This is a genomic window from Mucilaginibacter pocheonensis, assembly GCF_031456535.1.
In the GTDB taxonomy this organism is placed as follows: Bacteria; Bacteroidota; Bacteroidia; order Sphingobacteriales; family Sphingobacteriaceae; genus Mucilaginibacter; species Mucilaginibacter pocheonensis.
In genome coordinates, this window is the sequence record NZ_JAVDUU010000005.1 from 100,115 (window position 1) to 119,328 (window position 19,214).

Sequence of the window (19,214 nt, forward strand, 5' to 3'; positions counted from 1 at the left end):
AAGCCGGCGCCTTTAATGCGCCATGACCGCGGCGCCTTTTTCGGCCTCTATTTTATTTTTAATAAACCGTTTACCTGTCAGCAATATTAACAGCGCTACCGTTGCTGATGCTGCCATAACCCCTGCCATGGGCAGCGGGCTATGGCTTTTTATTAAAGTAATACCAACTGATGCCAGCGAACCAATAGCCATTTGAAATGCGCCCAATAATGCTGATGCAGCTCCCGCGTTTTTAGTGAATGGAGCCAGCGACAATGCTGCCGTGTTGGGGTAACAAATACCTACACAGCTTAAAACCCCAAATATCATTACAATTGTACCGCCAATGCCAAACCAGCCATTGAGTGAACCTATCAAAAATATTACGGAGATAATGACCATGCTAAAAAGCGAAACGTTAACCATTTGTTCGCTTTTAAATTTCTTCATCAGCATGCTATTCACCTGGCTTGATCCTATAAAACCGATAGAAAGCAAGGCGAATATCCAGCCAAACCCCTTCTCGCTCACCTTAAATACCTCAATAAACACAATTGGCGATGATGAAACATAGGCAAACAGCCCTGCAAATGCAAAAGCGCCGCTTAATGAGTATGTAAAGAACTGCGGGTTTTTCATCACCTGTAAAAAATTACCAATTATGGGTTTAGGTTTTAAAGAATAGCCAGGATCGGGCTGATAACTTTCTGGTAAAAAGAATATAACGGCCAGCAATATCAGTACTGATATAATTGTGAGTATCAAAAATATAACTTCCCAACTAAACGCGGCGGCTACATAGCTGCCTATTGTGGGGGCCAGCATAGGCGACGCGCCCAGCACCAGTATAAGAAGGGCAAACACCTTTGCGTTATCTTCAACCGGGAACAGATCACGTACCATGGCCATGGAGGCAACAGTAGCCGCGCAACTACCCACCGCCTGGAAAAACCGCAGTACAATAAGCATTTCGAGCGAAGTTGAAAAATAACAGCCTATAGATGCCACAATGTACAAGCCCAATCCAAAGTACAGCGGATTTTTACGCCCGAATCTATCCAGCAGGGGGCCATACAACAATTGTCCCGCGGAGATACCTATAAAAAAGCTGGACAATGACAGGGCTACCTGATCAGTAGTGGTATGCAGGTATTTTGCAATTGATTTAAAAGCCGGCAGGTACATATCAATAGAAAATGGCCCCAAAGCCGTTAATGACCCCAGAATAAGAATTAAAGAAAGGTATCGTTTTTTTGTCATATTGATTTTTTGGCGGATGATCAGTGAAAGACCAAAGTTATAAGAAATGAATACAGGGCAAAATTACCGGTGATGTGCGGGAGGAGAGTATTGCTACGAATGCTCGGATAAAAACATGCCGCAAAAATAGGGCTTATATTTAAAAACGTTCATCCTTAATTTGTCATTTTAAAAGCAAACAAAGTGAATGAACGGAGAAAAGTTTTTTTCACGATGCAGGATTCTCTTACCCTAAAAAGTTTCTCCCAAATTAAGGTTTATTGACGAGAAGTTTTTACTAACCCCATAATCAAGGCTGATATTTGTACCCGACTTTTTATTGAACTTAAGGCGCAGCCCGGTTCCCCCAGCCGGACGCCAGTAAACAAAATTATGGCTATTGGGTTCGGTAACAGAGTTTACGTTGGCAAACAAAACAAAGCCCAGTAAGCCGTTACGGGTAATATCGCGCCGGTACTCTGTTTCAAAATAGGCCAGTCGCTCACCGCGATACCTGTTCTGCACAAAACCCCTGCCCGACCGCTGGTAGGGTTCCCAACCAAGACTCGGCAGGTTAAGATACGGCGTGCCGGGTGTAATGGACGTCCAGAAAAAAGACCAGAATGCCAGCACATTTTTAGGGCCCGAGTGGGTTAGCGATACATATTTACGGAGGTCGATATATAAAGACTGCCAGTTGGTATGGCTGCCTATTGCTTTACTATTAACCCGGTAAACCACATTGGCATACGCTCCCGGTAATGGATTGATGGAATTTTTACGACTATCATATAACAAATTTAAGGTTACGCCTGATGAAAAAGCATCCTGATCACCCGAGGTACCATATTTATATCCTGTAAAATCGCGCAGGGAAACACCTCCGTTACTTTCAATATCCATATAATAATCAAGGTTATATCCCAAACCCGCATAAAAATAGGGCTTGATTTTTTTTAGTACTGTTTGATAAAAACGTACGTAATTATAGTTAACCAAAAACTTATCACTTTCAAGCTGGCCGCCACCTAAACCCCAGGTATATTGTGGATAAACCAACACGCGTGTATCTCCGGTAATATTCCATTGATTATCATTTAGCCAGATATTTGACCTTATAGGTAAACCATACCGGCCCTTAAAATTAAAATAGGGTGTAAATGTTAAGCTGGAAAGATTAGTTGTTTCCTGGTTGCCGAGGTAAAAGGCTGCTGTGGTTGATGTAAACAATGCCCGCCCCCCGCTTCGGCCATCCGATGAGGAAATGGGTAAAATAGAGAAATAAACCTTTTTTCGCTCATTACTCGATATCTTTCTGGGCTTTATTTTAAATAATGATCTGGCTATATCAATCAGATCTCTTTGGGCTATTACGGTATCTTCACTAATTTTAACAGAGTCAGGAAGGTTTTGTGCCTTCACAATAACCGGGAACAAACAGAAAAATAATACAAAACCCCTTTTACCCATTATTACACTAAACAAAATATGGAAACCCTATGTTTGTAATTACCTGTTATATTAACGTATAAAACAGCATTTTCGTAACACATTTATATTTTAAGCAGATAAATTAATAAAAAGCCCGCGGTAAAGAACGGGCCGCAGGCTTTTTAACTATTTTTAACATAATTATTAATGTCTGGTACCATCAGCGGTTGTTGTGTAATGATGATGGTGCCTTGGATGCGCCCTGCGCCAGGCACGCCTCTTTTTTTCTTCCGCACGGCGTTTTTCGTTACCGATAATATAACCACCGCCGGCGCCTATAGCACCACCTATTAACGCGCCTTTTACATTATGGCCGATTATGCCGCCCGCTACGGCGCCTCCAGCGCCGCCTATAATGGCGCCTTTGCCTTGGGGACTGATGTCTTTTTTCTTCTTAGTTTGAGCCTGTGTTTTAAATGCGAACGTTAGCAAGAACGCTATGAACAGGCAAACATATATTATGAGCTTTTTCATAGGTATTTGATAAATGTTAATAAAAAACCATTCTTATAACACCTATGCAAATAACGGGCCGATTGCAAATGTCTCCTTTAAATAGCTAAAAAGGGAGTCTCCCATTAACTATTTTAAAAATGCAAGTACGGTAGATGAAAACTGTACACTTTTGCCGGCAATATTATGGTCGCCGGGAATATAAGTTAACCGCGCGCCGGGAATCATTTGCTTAAGCCCTTCCTCAGATCCACCGTCCTTATCTTCGGTACCGCATATGATCATCACAGGGATAGTTACTTTGGCTAACTCCGCTTTACTTGTTGAAGGCTGATATTTTTGCTGCAGGGCCAGGGCTGTTATATCAAAAAGCGGATTGCTGTGTATGTATTTCACCATACCGTCAACATCATGAAAAGAGGTATCGCCCATGAGTGCTTTATAGGCATGTACCCGCCTGGGCCAGTCGGGATTTGTATAAGCGTCACCCATACCACCCATAACCAGTTTTTGTATACGTTTATCAAGCACCAACAAGCGCGAGGCTATGATGGAACCGCGGGAATAGCCAACCACATAATATTTTTTTAGTTTTAAGCTGGTTGCCAAACCCATAATATCTTTGGCTTCGGCATCATTGGCATACGCTGCATCTGTGTGCGGCTTGTCTGACCGCCCATTGCCCCGTTGATCCAATATGATTACCTGGTAACCGGCATCCAGCAGATCGTTATACAGCGGCCCTTTTTTCCAGCCTTCGCCAGTACCCGAAAATCCATGTATAAGCATAACAGGAAAGCCTTCGCCTTTTACTTCATAATATATCTTTGTACCATCAAATGAGGTAAAAAAATTACCAGTTGCAGGTTGCTGTGCATTAACGGTGCTGTTTATCAGCATCATGATTGCAAAAGCGGTTATATGTGCTACGATCTTTTTCATATCGACAGGCTATTTTACAAACTGGTTTAGGATCAATACTCCTATTAAGCCAATAACAGAAACCAATGATTCCATTACCGACCATGATTTAATGGTATCTTTTATACTCAGGTTAAAATACTCTTTATATAGCCAAAAGCCTGAATCGTTCACATGTGAAAATGCGAGACTGCCCGCTCCTATTGACAGCACCATTAAATTGGGGTTTACATGGTTTTGCAATACCAATGAAGCAACAATGCCAGCAGCCGTTAACCCGGCTACTGTAGCCGAGCCCAAACTGATACGTATGATAGCCGCGATTACCCAGCCCAAAAGCAGCGGGGGTAAATTAAACTGCTGTAGCTGGGTTGCTATCTGGTTACTTACACCGCTGGCGGTCAGTACTTCTTTAAAAGCGCCTGACCCGGCAATGATCAGTAGTATCAGCGCGATGTCTTTTATGGCATCCGTAAAATTCACCGCCAGCTGGCCCATACTGCGCCCCTGCTTTATTCCAAGTGTACAGGTTGCCACAATAAGGGCTATCAGCATTACAATAGAAGGATCGCCCAAAAAGGTCATTAGCTTTAATAAGCCTGCATTTTTGATACCCATATACGGAAAAAATGCGGTGAGCATTAACAACATTACCGGTAACAGGGCGGTAAAAAAGCTATTGAACGCGCCGGGCAACTTATCTGCCGGCAGTTCTTCGGCCCTGAATGTGGCCAGCGGTTCTGAGGGTATTTTTTTCAGGAATTTGGCAAATACCGGACCAGCCAGTATAATGGCCGGAACGGCTATCATAAGGCCATACACAAATGTTGTGGCCATATTAGCATGGAACAGCACAACCAGCGCTGATGGCGAAGGGTGCGGCGGTAAAAATCCGTGGGTTACTGATAGCGAAGCCAGCATGGGCAAGCCTATATATACTGCAGGTAATTTATATTTATAAACTACCGAAAATATAAGCGGAACCATAAGCACAAAGCCAATACCATAAAACAAGGGGATGCCTATAATAAAACCGGCGGTTACCAATGCCCATTGAATATGCTTTTCGCCAACAGCGTTAACCAGTACTTCGGCAATTTTTTGGGCCGCTCCGCTCACCGCTACCAATTTCCCCAGCATAGCCCCCAGGCAAATAATAATAAGTAACTGGCCCAGTATATCGCCCATGCCCTTTTGTACCGATGCGGTAACTTTAGTTATAGGAATACCCAACATAAGGCCGGCAATTATAGATACCAGCAAGAAGGCTATAAATGGATTAAGCTTAGCCCAGCTTACTAATAAAACAAGCAGAACAATGCAGATAAAAATAGTTAGTAGTGCCATATTTAATTGTTATACGTAGGTAATAGCTTTTATGAAAATAAGCTATGGTTATAGGCCTAAAGTAATAACAATATTTGAGTTTCGGATTTTTGCAGATAAAACCGTTACATATAACTACTGATGCGCGGGCAGCGGAAGTAAAAAGAAAAATTCTGAACCCTTACCTTCTTCACTTTCAACCCCGATCTTTCCCTGATGCAGTTTGATGATCTCGGCCGACAAATAGAGACCGATGCCAAAACCCGATAGCCTGTGGGTACTTTCATTTTCAACCCGGTAAAAACGCTGAAATATATTTTGCTGGTCTTTTAATTTTAAACCTATACCCTGATCTTTTACACTCACACTTAAAGTTTGGCCATATACATTGGCTGCAACTGTTATTGTACTACCCTTTGCCGAGTATTTTACGGCATTGCTGATCAAATTACCAAGTACCTGCGCTATCTTTTCCCTATCGGCAACAATATGAATAGGTGGGTGACCGGTAAAAAACAGGTTATGCCCCGGTGCAATGGCTATATTATCAGCTACTACTTCGGTAATTAACGCGCTGACATCAAAAAGCTGGCTATTAAGCTGCATCTTACCAGCCTCAATTTTTGAAAGGTCAAGAAATCCATATATCAGCCTGGTCATTTTATTGATCTGCTTTTCAGATTTTTCAAGTGCGTTTATAAAAAACTCATCACCCGCTTTTTTAGCCTTGGCCGCAAGTAATTGTGTATAGGCCTTAAGAGAAGTAAGCGGCGTTTTGAGCTCATGGCTGGCCATTGCAATAAAATCATTTTTCATGATCTCGTCCTGCTTATGTTCGGTAATGTCATTAATGGTACCAAGCATGCGTAAAGGCTTATGCTGCTCATCGTAAATAACTTTTCCACTGGTTTTTATCCAGTGTATTGATCCATCGGCCCAAACTATACGTGCCTCATGGAAATAAACGCCTGTTTGTATGGCTCTTTCAAAAGCCTTTTCTACCATATCCCTGTCGTCGGGATGTATTAATTCCTGCAATTGCGCACTGGTCGCTTTTTCCTCCGGATCAAGGCCCAATATTTCAGAAAGCTCGGATGATGCAATGATATCATTTGTCACCATATCAAAATCCCAGCTGCCTATGCCGGTAGCTTGAATGGCCAGCCGCAGCCGTTCTTCGGCATCTTCAAGAAGTTGTCTTGCTACCACCTGTTTGGTTACTTCCGTAGCAACAACCAACACACCAATTACCGTGTTGAGGGTATCTGTAACCGGTTTATAAACAAAGTCAAAATAAAACAGGTTGTCGTACCCGTTGCGGTTAAGCAATATTTTGGTTTCATACCCATAATATATATGCCCGTTCTTATATGCCTCGCTTATTAGTTTTACGTAAGTTTTATTACCGGGGCCGGGTAAAGCAAGGTTAAGGGGCTTACCTATTATATTTTCCTGGCGACCCCATAATTCCAAGATATGCTGATTGGCCGATTCAATTATGAGCTCAAATCCTCTCAAAAAACTGATAGCCACCGGGGCTTGCGAAATTAAATCCTCAATACATTGCGTTGGTTTATTTTGATCTTTTTTTTTCAAAATCGTAATTAAAACAAAATATTCATACAATTTCAGCCCGACTTTTTTTTCAATGATATAAAATTAGTTAAATTTACATGTTTATTAATGCGGTAAATTTTTTAGGCGAGGCTGTTGCGTTTGAATTGGCATTAGTTAACATATACTTTAGTACATTTTCGACCTTTTCACTTTTAATATTCTTATGTCAAAACGGATTTTAGTGTTAGACGATAATCAGGATATATTGGATATTGTTCATGAAACACTCACTTATGAACAATTTGAAGTAAAAAGCACATCAAACAGTACCGAGGTGCTGCCACTAATGGAACAGTTTGTTCCCCACCTGGTTATATTGGATTACCGCGTAGCAGGCACTAACGGCGGCGAAATTTGTAAAAATATCAAGTTACATCCCCGGTTTGGAAATGTGCCGGTAATTATATTTTCCGCATACTTAAATAAGGATACCACCCTGCGCAATTACGGCTGCGATGATGTAATTAATAAACCCTTCGATTTAACTGAGCTTGTAGAAAAAGTTAACAATTTAATATAAATAACTATTATATAACTGCACTACCAACACTAAGTAAAAATATTGTGGCAATGCCCGCCCGGGCTGCTTAAAACCGTATAATTTGATGCCGTTACCTATGAATTTCTCATACTTTTTGATAAATAAATAAAAAGGTAGTCCGGCATATAACCTATTTTATAATTTTAACATAATTATCCATAATAAAATTTCATTTCATCAATAATTAAGCAACATGTTTAATATATTGATATTTTTCTTAGTTTTGTTATGGCTGCTTTAAATAAATATATAAAATATAGTAAACGCTGGACTGTTTTATGGTTATCCCGATTACTTCAAACCAAGACGACAAGAAACAGCATAAAAAAATGCCTGTATGCCCAAAATGCAAAACAGAGCTTGACAGCCGGATACCGCGAAGCTTCTTTGTAAAAACCATATTATTCTTTCTTCCTTTAAAGCGATACTTTTGCTACAGATGCCAGCGCAAGCGGTATGTGTTTAGTTAATTCATTTCTTATTTTTTCTATTTCAAATTAATCCACACCTACTTTTAGGTCAGTATTGAATCTCTATCTATAATTATTTAAGTAAGTATTGTAATTTGTCGCCCTTTATTATCTATAGTGGACGATCAGAATTTAAGTACTCAACCAAGAAAAAAATATTACTGCTCAAAGTGCGGCGAACCATTTCATTTTCAACTGAGAAGAGGCTGGTTCACAAAAAAAGTTTTATTTTTCCTACCTATAAGAAAATATTTTTGCGCGAGGTGCAAAAAAGCCTCTTATGTGATGATTAACAAAGACAATTAACCAGGTCGGTTAATATTGTCACTTGTCCTGTTTTATAGTGATGTTCACTTAAACAGGCACTAAATAAAAATTATATACACTTTACGTTTATAGCTGTTTTATACTTATTAAGTATAAAATCATTTCGCAATTAAGCGAAAACGCAATATTTTATCTACGCCTCATGCATTTGTCACAAAACTGGTACATTAATTGCTGCACATGGAAAACGCTTTATCACTAAGAGCAATTACTTGAAGATACTAAACAAATAAGCATGAGACGGATTTTAGCTGTAGATGACGACAGTGATATTTTAGAGGTTATACAGTACATTCTTGAAGAATCGGGATATGAAGTTGAAACCCTTACAGATGGGCACTATCTTTTTGATAAAATAAAGGAAAGTCAGCCCGACTTGATATTGCTTGATATAATGCTGGGTAATTTGGACGGCCGCGAGCTTTGCCGCAGTGTTAAAAACAGCAGTGAAACACAAAACATACCCGTGATATTAGTATCTGCCAGTCACGACGTTTCCAAATCCTTAAATCAAATTGGAGCTCCCAATGATTTTATAGCAAAGCCTTTTGATATAGAAGATCTATTAGGAAGCATCAGCAAGCAATTGAACACCGCTGCATAAATACACTACTTCCTATTTTTTGAATATTTTAAATATTGCACCAAAAAACCAGTTCTCTTCTGCCTTGAGCATGGTCTCTAAGGTTTTATTCACATTATTTGCCAGTTTATTGATATTGGTTACTGATGAATTGAATGCCTTAAAAGCCGCATCTTTTTCATCGCCCTTTACCTCCGATAGCTGACTAAGTATTTTTATCACAGGATCAAGTTCACGTTTTTTACGTTCTTCAGCCACACGCCTTGCAATAGTCCAGGTATCTTTTTCGGCGTAAAAGTATTCTTTGCGCTCGCCGGTCTTATGTTGTTTTTCAACCAGTCCCCAGTCAATCAAGTCACGCAGGGTCATATTGGCATTGCCGCGTGATATGCTCAACTCATCCATTACCGCTTCGGTAGTTAAAGCCTCGGGCGAAACCAACAGCAAAGCATGCACTTGAGCCATAGTGCGGTTAATCCCCCACTCCGACCCCAGTTTACCCCAGGCTTCAATAAATTTTAATTTTGCTTCAGGCAACTCCATGCACAAATGTAATTAACTTCCCAAACTTTCAAAAACAAATGAAAGATATTTTTTTATTTGGAATACGGAATGTCCGATTTCGCAATCTTCAGAGGCCCGATCGCCACTTCAAATGATCATTTTAGTTTTCGCTGGTTTACCATAAACCTCGATTCTTCTGCCTGACAGACATCACAGAATTAACTAACTCGTTCGTCGTACCCTCACCCTTAACCATTCACCACTCACTTCTCACCACTCACCAATCACTACTACACCACCATGTCACAATTTGAAATTCCCCAGCTCTTTATCTATCTTCTCATTCCATTGCTGTTGCATATATTGATTTATGCCATGACCGGTTTCGTTGTCATACTGGTCCTGCATTACATTCATTTCATGAAATGCTTCCAAATAATCCACGTTAATATAACCGTCATAATTATCAACCGGAAGTTTTTCAGCACTCAACTTCTTTTTAAACCTTTCGGCAATTAATTTCACAATATCAAAATGCCGTTGCTCATGGTTTAAACTATAAGCGCTACCGCCACCGTTTCTTACCCATGATGCGCTTTTCGGTAAAAACACTTTGATAGCCAAATTAACATTTACCATCCCTTTCAATACCTCCACACGTTCGGTATAGCCAATACTTGGCAAAACCGAGGCCTCGTATTTTTCTCCTATCGGCGCAGCTTTAAAATCGTCCCAGCGTAACGGCCTGTTGGTTGCATAATAAATAGTATCGCCTTCGGGTTGTTCTGTATAGTCAGTAAAAATAAGCTTCACCCCCCTGGCCAGTTTTATATTGGTATCGGCCTCGCGGTTTATCCAGGTATTAAAATAGGTTAAACCAGCCTGTATAGTGCGGCGCAGCAAAGTTTCAGCGTCATATTGCTGCGAGGCTATGCGGTAATAAGTGGCACTCGTTCGGTAATCAACCAAATGCACGTTATCATAAGTACGTTTCAAATCAAATGATAACCATTCCTCTATTTTACCTTCTATACGCCCGTCCGCCCGCTGGCTTTCCGTTAGCTTTAATTTTTTGATCCGGATGATCACCGGACGCAAAAGCTTATTTGGTGGTATGGCATAATCAACAAACTGCTTTACTGCCAACTGTGCACCATTTTTAAAATCAACCTTATATGGGGTAGTTGCAGTTTCTGACGGAGGTAAAAGCCAGGCAACGGCGCTGCGGTCGTCACGTTCATCTGTAACCGCGCTTATAAAAAACTCTTTTGCCACAAAGGGCAATCGCTCATTATTTAAAACAATGGGGCCAGCTATTTTTTGTGCATTTAAAAGCAGCGGGGAAATTAAAAAAATCAATAGCAATATCACATCCGCCAGCCTTAGCCGATAATAAAACGGGCTTGCCAAAACAATTACAAATGTTACACCTTGCAGCATGTTATATAATGCTTAATTGTGAAATAAATTGCACCCGTAAATACAATTTACTTACTTTTGCCCCGATACCAGTGCTATGGTAATGGCCAACAATTTTAAAGTTTTCCACACACATATTATCTTAAGTATTACCTTCGTTAAGTTAAAAGTGTTTTCCACATTTGTTAATTACTTATGTTAACTGCTCTTTTTCGTTTCGCTAATTTAGCACCATCGTTAGTATGCGCTTTATGATCAAAATTAAATACATCTCCCTGTTAATCCCGGTATTTATTGTTTCCACAGCCCGCGCACAGCAAAACCCTTCTTCACAAATATACCGTACTTACCATACGGCAATTGACCTGATGGACAAGGGTAAATATGTTGCCGCTGCGGAGCAATTTCGCCTTGTTGAAGCATCCAGGCTTAAAACAAGCACCCAGCCTCAGTTTGAGTCTGAGCTGTCATTGGTAAAAGAAAACTGTCAGTATTACGAAGCCTTTTGCGCCCTTAATCTCGGAAATGACGATGCCGAAAGCATGTTTCTTCGTTTTATAAAAGAACATCCTGAAAATCCTTTAACCAAACTGGCCTACTTTCAGATAGGAAAATCCTATTTTAAACAAGGCAAGTACCAGGACGCTCTCCGCTGGTTTGATAAAGTGCAGGCAGGCGAGCTTAACGGCCATGACAACACCGAATATAAATTCCGTAAAGGCTACGCCTATTTCTCTATCAACGATTTTAAAAACGCCCAACTGCTTTTTGCCGAGGTGAAAAATAAAAGATCGGAATTTACAGAAGACGCTACCTATTACTTTGCTTATATAGCCTATCTTAACAAGGATTATCACCTGGCCCTTGCGAATTTTGAAAAACTTAAAAATTCAAAAAAATACCAAAGCAGCTATCCTTATTATATATCGGCAGTTTACTTTTTAGATAAACGTTATAACGATGTACTCAGTTACGCGGTTCCTATTGTAAACAATACCCACCAGGAGCATGAAACAGAAATGCTGCGTATTATTGCCGCGTCGTATTTTGCCAAAGCCGATTATGATAACGCAGTTAAATATTATGACCGCTTCCAGGCGCGCGACCAGGGTAAAACCCAAAACACCCAGGATAGCTACCAAATAGGCTACACTTATTACAAAGTGGGTAATTATACCAAAGCCAGTACCGAACTGGAACGTCTTATTGAACAAGGCGACGTATACAGCCAGAGTGGTAATTATACTTTGGGCGATGTTTTTCTGAAAATGAACAATAAGCAAAGTGCCCGTAACGCGTTTTTAGCGGCATCAAAGCTTACTTACGATAAACAGCTGCAGGAAGACGCCTTATATGAATATGCGAAGCTATCCTACGAGCTTGATTTTAATACGGATGCGCTTGCCGCCACCCGTTTATATCTGAAAAATTATCCACGGTCGCGCCGTAACGATGAGGTGAAGATATTGCTTGGTGAGGAGCTGTTAAATTCACGTAATTATAAAGAAGCGGTTGAAATTCTGGAGCCTATTCCTAATAAATCGCAAAGTGCGCAGATAGCTTATCAAAAGGTTACTTACTATCGTGGTTTGGAGTTTTATAACGAACGTGCTTTTGAAAACGCCATTGGTATTTTCCTGCGTTCATTGAAAAACCCGGTTGATAGTAAAACCGAAGCCCTTACAACCTATTGGATGGCCGAATCTATGTATGAGGTACGCAAGTACGGCGAGTCGGTTGAAAACTTTGAACGCTTTTTAAGCATGCCCGAAGCCAAAGAAACTGATGTTGCCAACTATGCTAATTATGCATTGGCCTACGCCGCTTTTTATGGCGAACAATATAAAAAAGCAGCCACTTACTTTGAAAAGTTTTTACGTGGGGCGCAAATTGACAAAAATACCGAGAATGATGCTATAGCCCGGCTGGGTGATAGTTATTTTGTGCTTAAAAGCTATGGTACAGCGTTAGAGTATTATAACCGCATTATTGCCATGCACAATCAGGGCGAAGATTACGCCTTGTTTCAGCGCGGCATGATACAGGGCTTACAGGGAGGCCTTGACACTAAGATCGGTACGCTGAACGATGTTTTAAATACCTTCCCCAATTCGGATTATGCTGACGATGCTTCGTTTGAAATAGCCTATACTTATTTCCTTAAAAACGACGGGGAAAAAGCGAAAACCGACCTGAACGCCATGATTCAGAAATATCCGCGCAGCAGCTACGTTCCGCGCGCCCTGGTTACCATTGGTTTAATTGACTACAACGCAGGCAACGATGATCTGGCAGTTGAATCATTTAAAAAGGTAATTGCCGATTATTCATCAACCGACGAAGCTAAGCAAGCCCTTAAACAAATTGAAAAAATATATACCGATAAAGGTGATGCGCAAACATTCATCAATTATGCCACCAGCACTCCTATTGGTAATTATACTACATCGCAGCAAGAGGATATTATGATCACGGCCGCCAATAACCTTTATTTAAAAGGCGACTGGCAGGGTACAGTAGGTGCGGTTAACGCTTATTTTGATAAATTCCCAAGCAAGCAGATCTATGAAAAACAAGCCAGGTTTATCAGGGCGCAAAGTTTAGTTAACCTTAACCGCTCTGCCGAGGCTGTTGTTGATTATAACATTATCCTGAATGACTGGACCAGCGCTTATACCGAGAAATCGCTCATCAGCATGGCCAAATTGTATATCTCTCAGAAAAAATATAACGAGGCCGTGGTATTCTTGAAAAAACTGGAAACCAATGCAGAATTTAAAGAAGATTACTCCTTTGCAATTAACAACCTGATGCTTTGCTATGCGCAAATGCAGATGCCGGATGACGTGCTAAACTACGTTAAACAGGTACGCGGTAATGAGAAGTCGGCACAGGAAGACAAGTTCCGCACTGGTTTATATGCGGGCAAAGCCTATTTGCAAAAAGGTGATACTACAACCGCCGTTAAGGAATTTGATTATACTGTAACCAATACCAAAACGGTAGCGGCAGCCGAGGCAAAATACAATATTGCCAATATAGAGTATTTGAAAGGACGCTATAAAACATCGCAGAAAATGTGTTTTGACCTGGCTAAAGAAATGCCAAACTATGATTACTGGGTAGCTAAAACATATATTTTGCTGGCCGATAATTATGTAAAGCTAAAGGATAACTTCCAGGCTAAAGCCACCCTGCAAAGTATCATTGATAACTACAAGGGCAATGACGATATATTACCTACAGCCAAACAAAAGATGGGGATAATAACAGGTAAACCCGTAAAAATTGATACACCGGCAACTGATACTACCGTAACAGATACTACAGGGAATACTACCGCGCCTGCAGATACAACTAAAACACCCGGTCAAAATTAAACAGGATGGCAAAGAATAATATAAAAAGACAAGCAATGAAATTGAAGTACATATATACGCTGCTTACCTTAATAATAGCATTATACTTTGTTCCTGCACAAGCACAAACAAAGAAACCAGCAAAAAAGGCTACAGCAAAAACCATTAAAAAACCTGCGCCGAAAAAGGTGGCACCGAAAAAAACAACAGCCCCGGTAAAAAAAGCGGCCAGTACTTCAGCATCAAAAAATGTTGGTGATGCCGCAGCAAAAACCACCCAGGATACAACCAAAAAAGGCGGCGCCAATGCAAACAATGCTTATAATGGTGGTAGCCTGTCGGAAGAGATAGTGGTAACCACCGCTTATAAACCGGTATTGGCAGATGCTGTTAAAATACGCCGTAACCCCGATCTGGAGGACAAAGTTCCTTTTAAAGCGCCATTGGCATATGCGCCATTGGATAAAAGGCAGGAACAAAATTCTGAGATAAGGCAGCTTGAGGCCATGAAAAGACCGCCCGAACAAGACTCTATATTGCTTAACAACTATGTTAAAGCTGGTTTCGGAAATTTAAAAACACTTTTTGGCGAAGCCTACTTTGCCAACGGTCGTGATGAAGCACTGCAGGTTGGCGGCTACATTAAACATTTTTCACAATCGGGTTCGTTGCAAAAGCAAAGCCAAAGCAAGGACGATATTGGCGTATTTGGCAAAAGCATACTTGCTGACAATACCATTAGTGGCCGTATAACTTACAACCGCCTGGGTACCAATTTTTATGGTTATGACCAGGCCGCCCCTAATAATACCTTTGTTCCGGGCAAACAACATTTTAACACCATTGGGGCCGAGGCTGAGCTTGCCAAAAACTTTAAAGATGAGGAGAACGCCTTTACCTATGCTTTAAAGCTAAAAGGCTATGTATTCAACAATGCTTATCAGGCAAAAGAAAATAACCTGGTGTTATCCGGCTTTATTAACCAAACTGTTAAACAGTTTTATGCTGGTTTAAGTGGCTCGCTTGATCTGAACACGCAAAAAGACAGTCTTTATGATATCAACAATAGTATTGTAAGGCTTAATCCCTACATAAAATTCCAGGGAACTAATTATAAAATTGACGCTGGTGTAAACATTGAAAAAGAATTTGGCGATTTTGGCAAGTTTTACATTTTCCCGGCCGCAAAGCTTGAGGTACAGGTGATCCCAAAATATGTTCGCCTGTTTGTAGAGGCTAAAGGTGATATCAACAGGTCATCCATTCGTGATTTTGCAAACATCAACCCGTTCATTGGCCAAAATATCGAGATCAAAAACTCGGTTGACCAGTTAGATATAAGCGCCGGTTTAAAAGGTACACTTGCACCGGGCCTTAGCTTTAAGGCTGCCATTTTCCGCAACAGTGTTAAAAACATGCCATTGATGGTAAGTAATTTTAATGCCGAAGTAAACAAATTCAAAGTGATATATGATGATAGCAAGACACGTATAAACGGCTTTAACGGCGAGCTTGATTTTAAAGCCAGCGACGATCTGAACATTTTTGGACGCGTGGAGATCAAGGATTATCAGCTTGCCTCTGAAGCAGAGCCGTGGAACCTGCCTAAGTTTTTGTTAACCGCGGGTACCGCCATCCACATCAATAATAAGGTAAGCATAACCGGTTCAGTATTGTTCCGCGGGGCTACCAACGACAGGATATTTACACAAGGTCCGGCTGATGAGCCATTAGTAATCAAAAAATCTATTGCTTCATTTGCTGATCTGAGCGGCAGCGCGGAGTATAAAGTGACCAATAAAATATCGGTATTTGTACAGGCAAACAATATTTTAAACACGGGTTATCAAAACTGGCTATACTATCCTAATTACGGATTTAATATCTTTGGCGGCGTTGGGTATTCTTTTTAAGCTTTTTGATGTTTTATAATTTACCGTATTTTTAGCGAATGGATATAGCCAATTATTTAAACGAATTGTTAGACCGGTATGGCAAAGTAAGCGTACCGGGGCTTGGCTATTTTACAAAAACGCGTATAAACGGCTATTACAACGAAAGTGAAAACAGGCTTTACCCTCCCGGCTACCAAATACAGTTTGGCACGGAACTGTTTGAAGATGATGTTTTAGTTCAATATATCGCCGAAAAGAAGAAGATATCGCTGGCATCGTCCAAATATTTTACTGAAAAATACATTACCGGTTTAAAACTGGAGGTTGCTCTTAAAGAGATCGACTTTGCAAACCTGGGTTGGTTTTATACAGACAGCCAGGGACAGATCGCATTTAAACCAAATGAACAGCGAGGCAACCGGCCTGATTTTTATGGCTATGCTCCTATTGATATTAAAAAGCTGCATCACGAGCCCGAACAGCCCGTATCCCCTCCGTTGTCTGTTACTCCGCCGGAATCTGCTGCAATAACGGATCAGCCCGAAGAATACATAAATGACGAACCGGAGGCCTCAAGCTCAGTAAACCGGTGGCTAATTACAACCATTATTATAGTGGTTGTAGCACTTGCTGCTTTTGGTGTTTATAAATATAACCCGGCGTTGTTCAATTTTAATCAGGAACCAGCAAAGCCTGTTTCAACACAACCGGTAACAAAGGTCGACACCGTTGATGCCGATACCAATAAAGCGGACTCAACGGTTTTGGATACACCATCAAAGGCAATTTCAAAGCCCGATACATCGTTAAATAAACCGGTAGTAAATACTGATACCGTAGCCCGGCCAGAATATGTAATATTTGCAGGTTCATTTAAAACCAAAACAAAAAGTGACCTGGCAATTAGAAACTACAAAAGCATTGGCATTGAGGCCCGGACCCTGAACGGCCCCGGCACAGGCAGGCTTATTAAAGTTATAATTGGCCATTTTGCCACATATTCAGCGGGCGAAGCAGAAAGAATTAAATTAGTAAAATCGCATAAATTAAGAAAAGACTCGTACACGCAAATTATTAACCAAAAGAAATGACGTTATTATTATTACAACAAATAGCAGATACCGCAAAACACTTAGCAGACACAGCTAACCATATCACCCAACCAATAACCACACAGCCCGAGGAACTGCGTTTTGGCGACCTCCTGATAAAGGGTGGCTGGGTAATGGTACCTATAGGTATTTTGGCTGTTTTGGGTTTGGTGATATTTTTTGAACGTTATTTTACCATTCGCAAAGCGTCAAAAAACGAATCGAATTTGATGGTGCAGGTACGCGCAAGTATTCATTCGGGTAACCTGGAATCGGCTATAGCACTTTGCCGCAATAATAATTCGCCGCTTGGCCGTATGCTGCAAAAAGGCCTGCTGCGTATCGGTCGCCCAATAAAGGACATTGAAGGAGCAATTGAAAACGTAGGTAAACTTGAAGTATCCAAGCTTGAAAAAAATATCGGGATCCTGGGCATTGTGGCAGGTATAGCGCCTATGTTTGGCTTTTTGGGTACCATAGCAGGGGTAATTAAAATATTTTACGATATATCAAAAACTGATAATATCAGCATGGGTGTTATATCAGGCGGTTTATATGTTAAAATGGTAACTTCGGCTGCCGGTTTAATGGTAGGTATTGTTGCCTACGTTTGTTACCACATTTTAAACATGATGGTTGATAAAGTGATATTAAGCCTGGAAACTGACGCTATTGAATTTATTGACCTGTTAGAGGAGCCAAGCAAATGAATTTAAGAAAAAGACATAGAGGTGCATCGGCAGAGGTTCATACATCGGCCATGAACGATATTATGTTCTTCCTGCTTTTGTTCTTCCTTATCGCGTCTACGGTTACCAATCCAAATGTTATTAAACTGGTACTGCCTAAATCATCAAGCGGGCAATCAGTTTCAAAAAAAACAATTACGGTATCGGTAACTAAAGATCTGCGGTATTACGTTGATAAAAAGGAAGTGCCTGTAGATGCCCTGCAAACTACATTATCGGGCTATAAAAACCTGGCCACAGAACTAACTATAGTTTTATATGTTGATAAAACAGTAGCCATACAGGATGTGGTACAGGTAATGGATATAGCACAAAAATTAAATATTAAACTGGTTTTAGCAACAGAACCCAAGTAAGGTAAAAGCCGAAAAATAAAAGGCATAAGGTACATGATACCTCATACCAATTACTTGCTACTAAAAATAAAATGGACTACAGGGAAGAAAATAACTATCCGAAAGCGTTTCTGGCAACAGGCATTATTTTGGCTGTGTTGATAGCGGCATGTTATTTTATTGTTTTTCAGAACCCTCCTAAACAGGAAGAAGGAACCGGCGGTATCCTGGTAAACTACGGAACCGTTGACGAAGGGATGGGTAATGACTACATGAGCACCGAAGAGCCCTCTGTAGCCGAAAAGGCAAATAATACCAAACCGGATAAGGTTACCCACGAAAAACCAACCGAAGAAAAGCCAACACCCCAAAGCAGCGATAAAACTGTGGTTACGCAAAACACAGAAGATGCCCCCGAAGTTGCAGCCCCTACCAAAAAGCCTTCCAATACGGTGGCTACGCCCGAACCTGTAAAAACGCCGGCCAAACCCACCGTAAATCAAAATGCTTTATATAAAGGCAAGGCCACTACCGGCACCGGCGAAGGTGATGGTACAGGAAATACCCCAGGTAACCAGGGCAAGCCTACCGGTACAACGCTTACTAATAACTATAACGGAACGGGATCAGGTAACGGTGGTAACTTGAATTTGTCGGCGCGCAGTTTTGTTAGTAAACCCAACGTAGATGACGGCAATCGCTTTACCGGCAAAATAGTAGTTGAGATACATGTTGACAAAGCTGGAAATGTAACCTATGCCAAAGCAACGCGCGGTACTACCATATCAGATTACAACCTGATTGAAAAATGCGAGAATGCCGTTAAAAATGCCCGGATCACCTCGCTTGACACTGCTCCCGATACCCAAACCGGTACCGTGGTATTTGTGTTTAAGGTAAATTAGTCTTTCGCCA

At 40.9% G+C, this 19,214-nt stretch carries 16 protein-coding genes; 8 read left to right on the forward strand and 8 right to left on the reverse strand.

The window, feature by feature from the left end; all coding sequences use genetic code 11:
• Positions 1-12: 12 nt before the first annotated feature.
• The 6 genes from J2W55_RS23520 to J2W55_RS23545 all read right to left on the reverse strand — a co-directional run bounded on the left by J2W55_RS23520 (position 13) and on the right by J2W55_RS23545 (position 7,005).
• Positions 13-1,239, reverse strand: coding sequence for a multidrug effflux MFS transporter (locus J2W55_RS23520; RefSeq protein ID WP_310102127.1), 1,227 nt, complete (start codon positions 1,237-1,239; stop codon positions 13-15).
• 231 nt (positions 1,240-1,470) lie between these two features.
• The gene (locus J2W55_RS23525) at positions 1,471-2,688 is read right to left on the reverse strand and encodes a BamA/TamA family outer membrane protein (RefSeq protein ID WP_310102130.1); all 1,218 of its coding nucleotides are present in this window, start codon (positions 2,686-2,688) and stop codon (positions 1,471-1,473) included.
• A gap of 165 nt (positions 2,689-2,853) precedes the next feature.
• Entirely contained in the window at positions 2,854-3,183 is a 330-nt protein-coding gene (locus tag J2W55_RS23530) for a YMGG-like glycine zipper-containing protein (RefSeq protein ID WP_310102133.1), read from the reverse strand.
• 108 nt (positions 3,184-3,291) lie between these two features.
• The gene (locus J2W55_RS23535) at positions 3,292-4,104 is read right to left on the reverse strand and encodes an alpha/beta fold hydrolase (RefSeq protein ID WP_310102136.1); all 813 of its coding nucleotides are present in this window, start codon (positions 4,102-4,104) and stop codon (positions 3,292-3,294) included.
• Positions 4,105-4,113: 9 nt separating this feature from the next.
• On the reverse strand, positions 4,114-5,430 hold the full coding sequence (locus tag J2W55_RS23540) for a gluconate:H+ symporter (RefSeq protein WP_310102139.1): 1,317 nt from the start codon (positions 5,428-5,430) through the stop codon (positions 4,114-4,116).
• Between the two features lie 114 nt (positions 5,431-5,544).
• Positions 5,545-7,005 (reverse strand): ATP-binding protein, encoded by a 1,461-nt coding sequence (locus J2W55_RS23545; RefSeq protein ID WP_310102142.1) that lies wholly within the window; start codon positions 7,003-7,005, stop codon positions 5,545-5,547.
• A 184-nt stretch (positions 7,006-7,189) separates the two neighbouring features.
• Here J2W55_RS23545 and J2W55_RS23550 point away from each other — a divergent pair, with 184 nt between their 5' ends.
• The gene (locus J2W55_RS23550; protein ID WP_310102144.1) at positions 7,190-7,546 is read left to right on the forward strand and encodes a response regulator; all 357 of its coding nucleotides are present in this window, start codon (positions 7,190-7,192) and stop codon (positions 7,544-7,546) included.
• 1,053 nt (positions 7,547-8,599) lie between these two features.
• On the forward strand, positions 8,600-8,968 hold the full coding sequence (locus tag J2W55_RS23555) for a response regulator (RefSeq protein WP_310102147.1): 369 nt from the start codon (positions 8,600-8,602) through the stop codon (positions 8,966-8,968).
• Between the two features lie 12 nt (positions 8,969-8,980).
• Here the strand turns inward: J2W55_RS23555 and J2W55_RS23560 are convergent, their stop codons facing one another.
• Together J2W55_RS23560 and J2W55_RS23565 are read right to left on the reverse strand one after the other, a co-directional pair.
• The gene (locus tag J2W55_RS23560; RefSeq protein ID WP_310102149.1) at positions 8,981-9,490 is read right to left on the reverse strand and encodes a GbsR/MarR family transcriptional regulator; all 510 of its coding nucleotides are present in this window, start codon (positions 9,488-9,490) and stop codon (positions 8,981-8,983) included.
• 264 nt (positions 9,491-9,754) lie between these two features.
• Positions 9,755-10,891 (reverse strand): hypothetical protein, encoded by a 1,137-nt coding sequence (locus tag J2W55_RS23565; protein WP_310102152.1) that lies wholly within the window; start codon positions 10,889-10,891, stop codon positions 9,755-9,757.
• Positions 10,892-11,121: 230 nt separating this feature from the next.
• Between J2W55_RS23565 and J2W55_RS23570 the strand changes: the two genes are divergently transcribed.
• From J2W55_RS23570 to J2W55_RS23595, 6 genes are all read left to right on the forward strand, one after another.
• On the forward strand, positions 11,122-14,250 hold the full coding sequence (locus J2W55_RS23570) for a tetratricopeptide repeat protein (RefSeq protein ID WP_310102155.1): 3,129 nt from the start codon (positions 11,122-11,124) through the stop codon (positions 14,248-14,250).
• A 35-nt stretch (positions 14,251-14,285) separates the two neighbouring features.
• Positions 14,286-16,142, forward strand: coding sequence for a hypothetical protein (locus J2W55_RS23575; protein WP_310102157.1), 1,857 nt, complete (start codon positions 14,286-14,288; stop codon positions 16,140-16,142).
• 38 nt (positions 16,143-16,180) lie between these two features.
• The gene (locus tag J2W55_RS23580; RefSeq protein ID WP_310102160.1) at positions 16,181-17,215 is read left to right on the forward strand and encodes an HU domain-containing protein; all 1,035 of its coding nucleotides are present in this window, start codon (positions 16,181-16,183) and stop codon (positions 17,213-17,215) included.
• Positions 17,212-17,925, forward strand: a complete 714-nt coding sequence (locus J2W55_RS23585; RefSeq protein ID WP_310102163.1) for a MotA/TolQ/ExbB proton channel family protein — start codon at positions 17,212-17,214, stop codon at positions 17,923-17,925. Before J2W55_RS23580 ends, J2W55_RS23585 begins: the two co-directional genes overlap by 4 nt.
• Positions 17,922-18,320: an ExbD/TolR family protein gene (locus J2W55_RS23590; RefSeq protein WP_166093339.1), complete on the forward strand. Its 399-nt coding sequence runs from the start codon at positions 17,922-17,924 to the stop codon at positions 18,318-18,320. The genes J2W55_RS23585 and J2W55_RS23590 overlap by 4 nt, the downstream gene beginning before the upstream one ends.
• Before the next feature lie 71 nt (positions 18,321-18,391).
• On the forward strand, positions 18,392-19,204 hold the full coding sequence (locus J2W55_RS23595) for an energy transducer TonB (protein WP_310102167.1): 813 nt from the start codon (positions 18,392-18,394) through the stop codon (positions 19,202-19,204).
• The last annotated feature ends 10 nt before the right edge of the window (positions 19,205-19,214 follow it).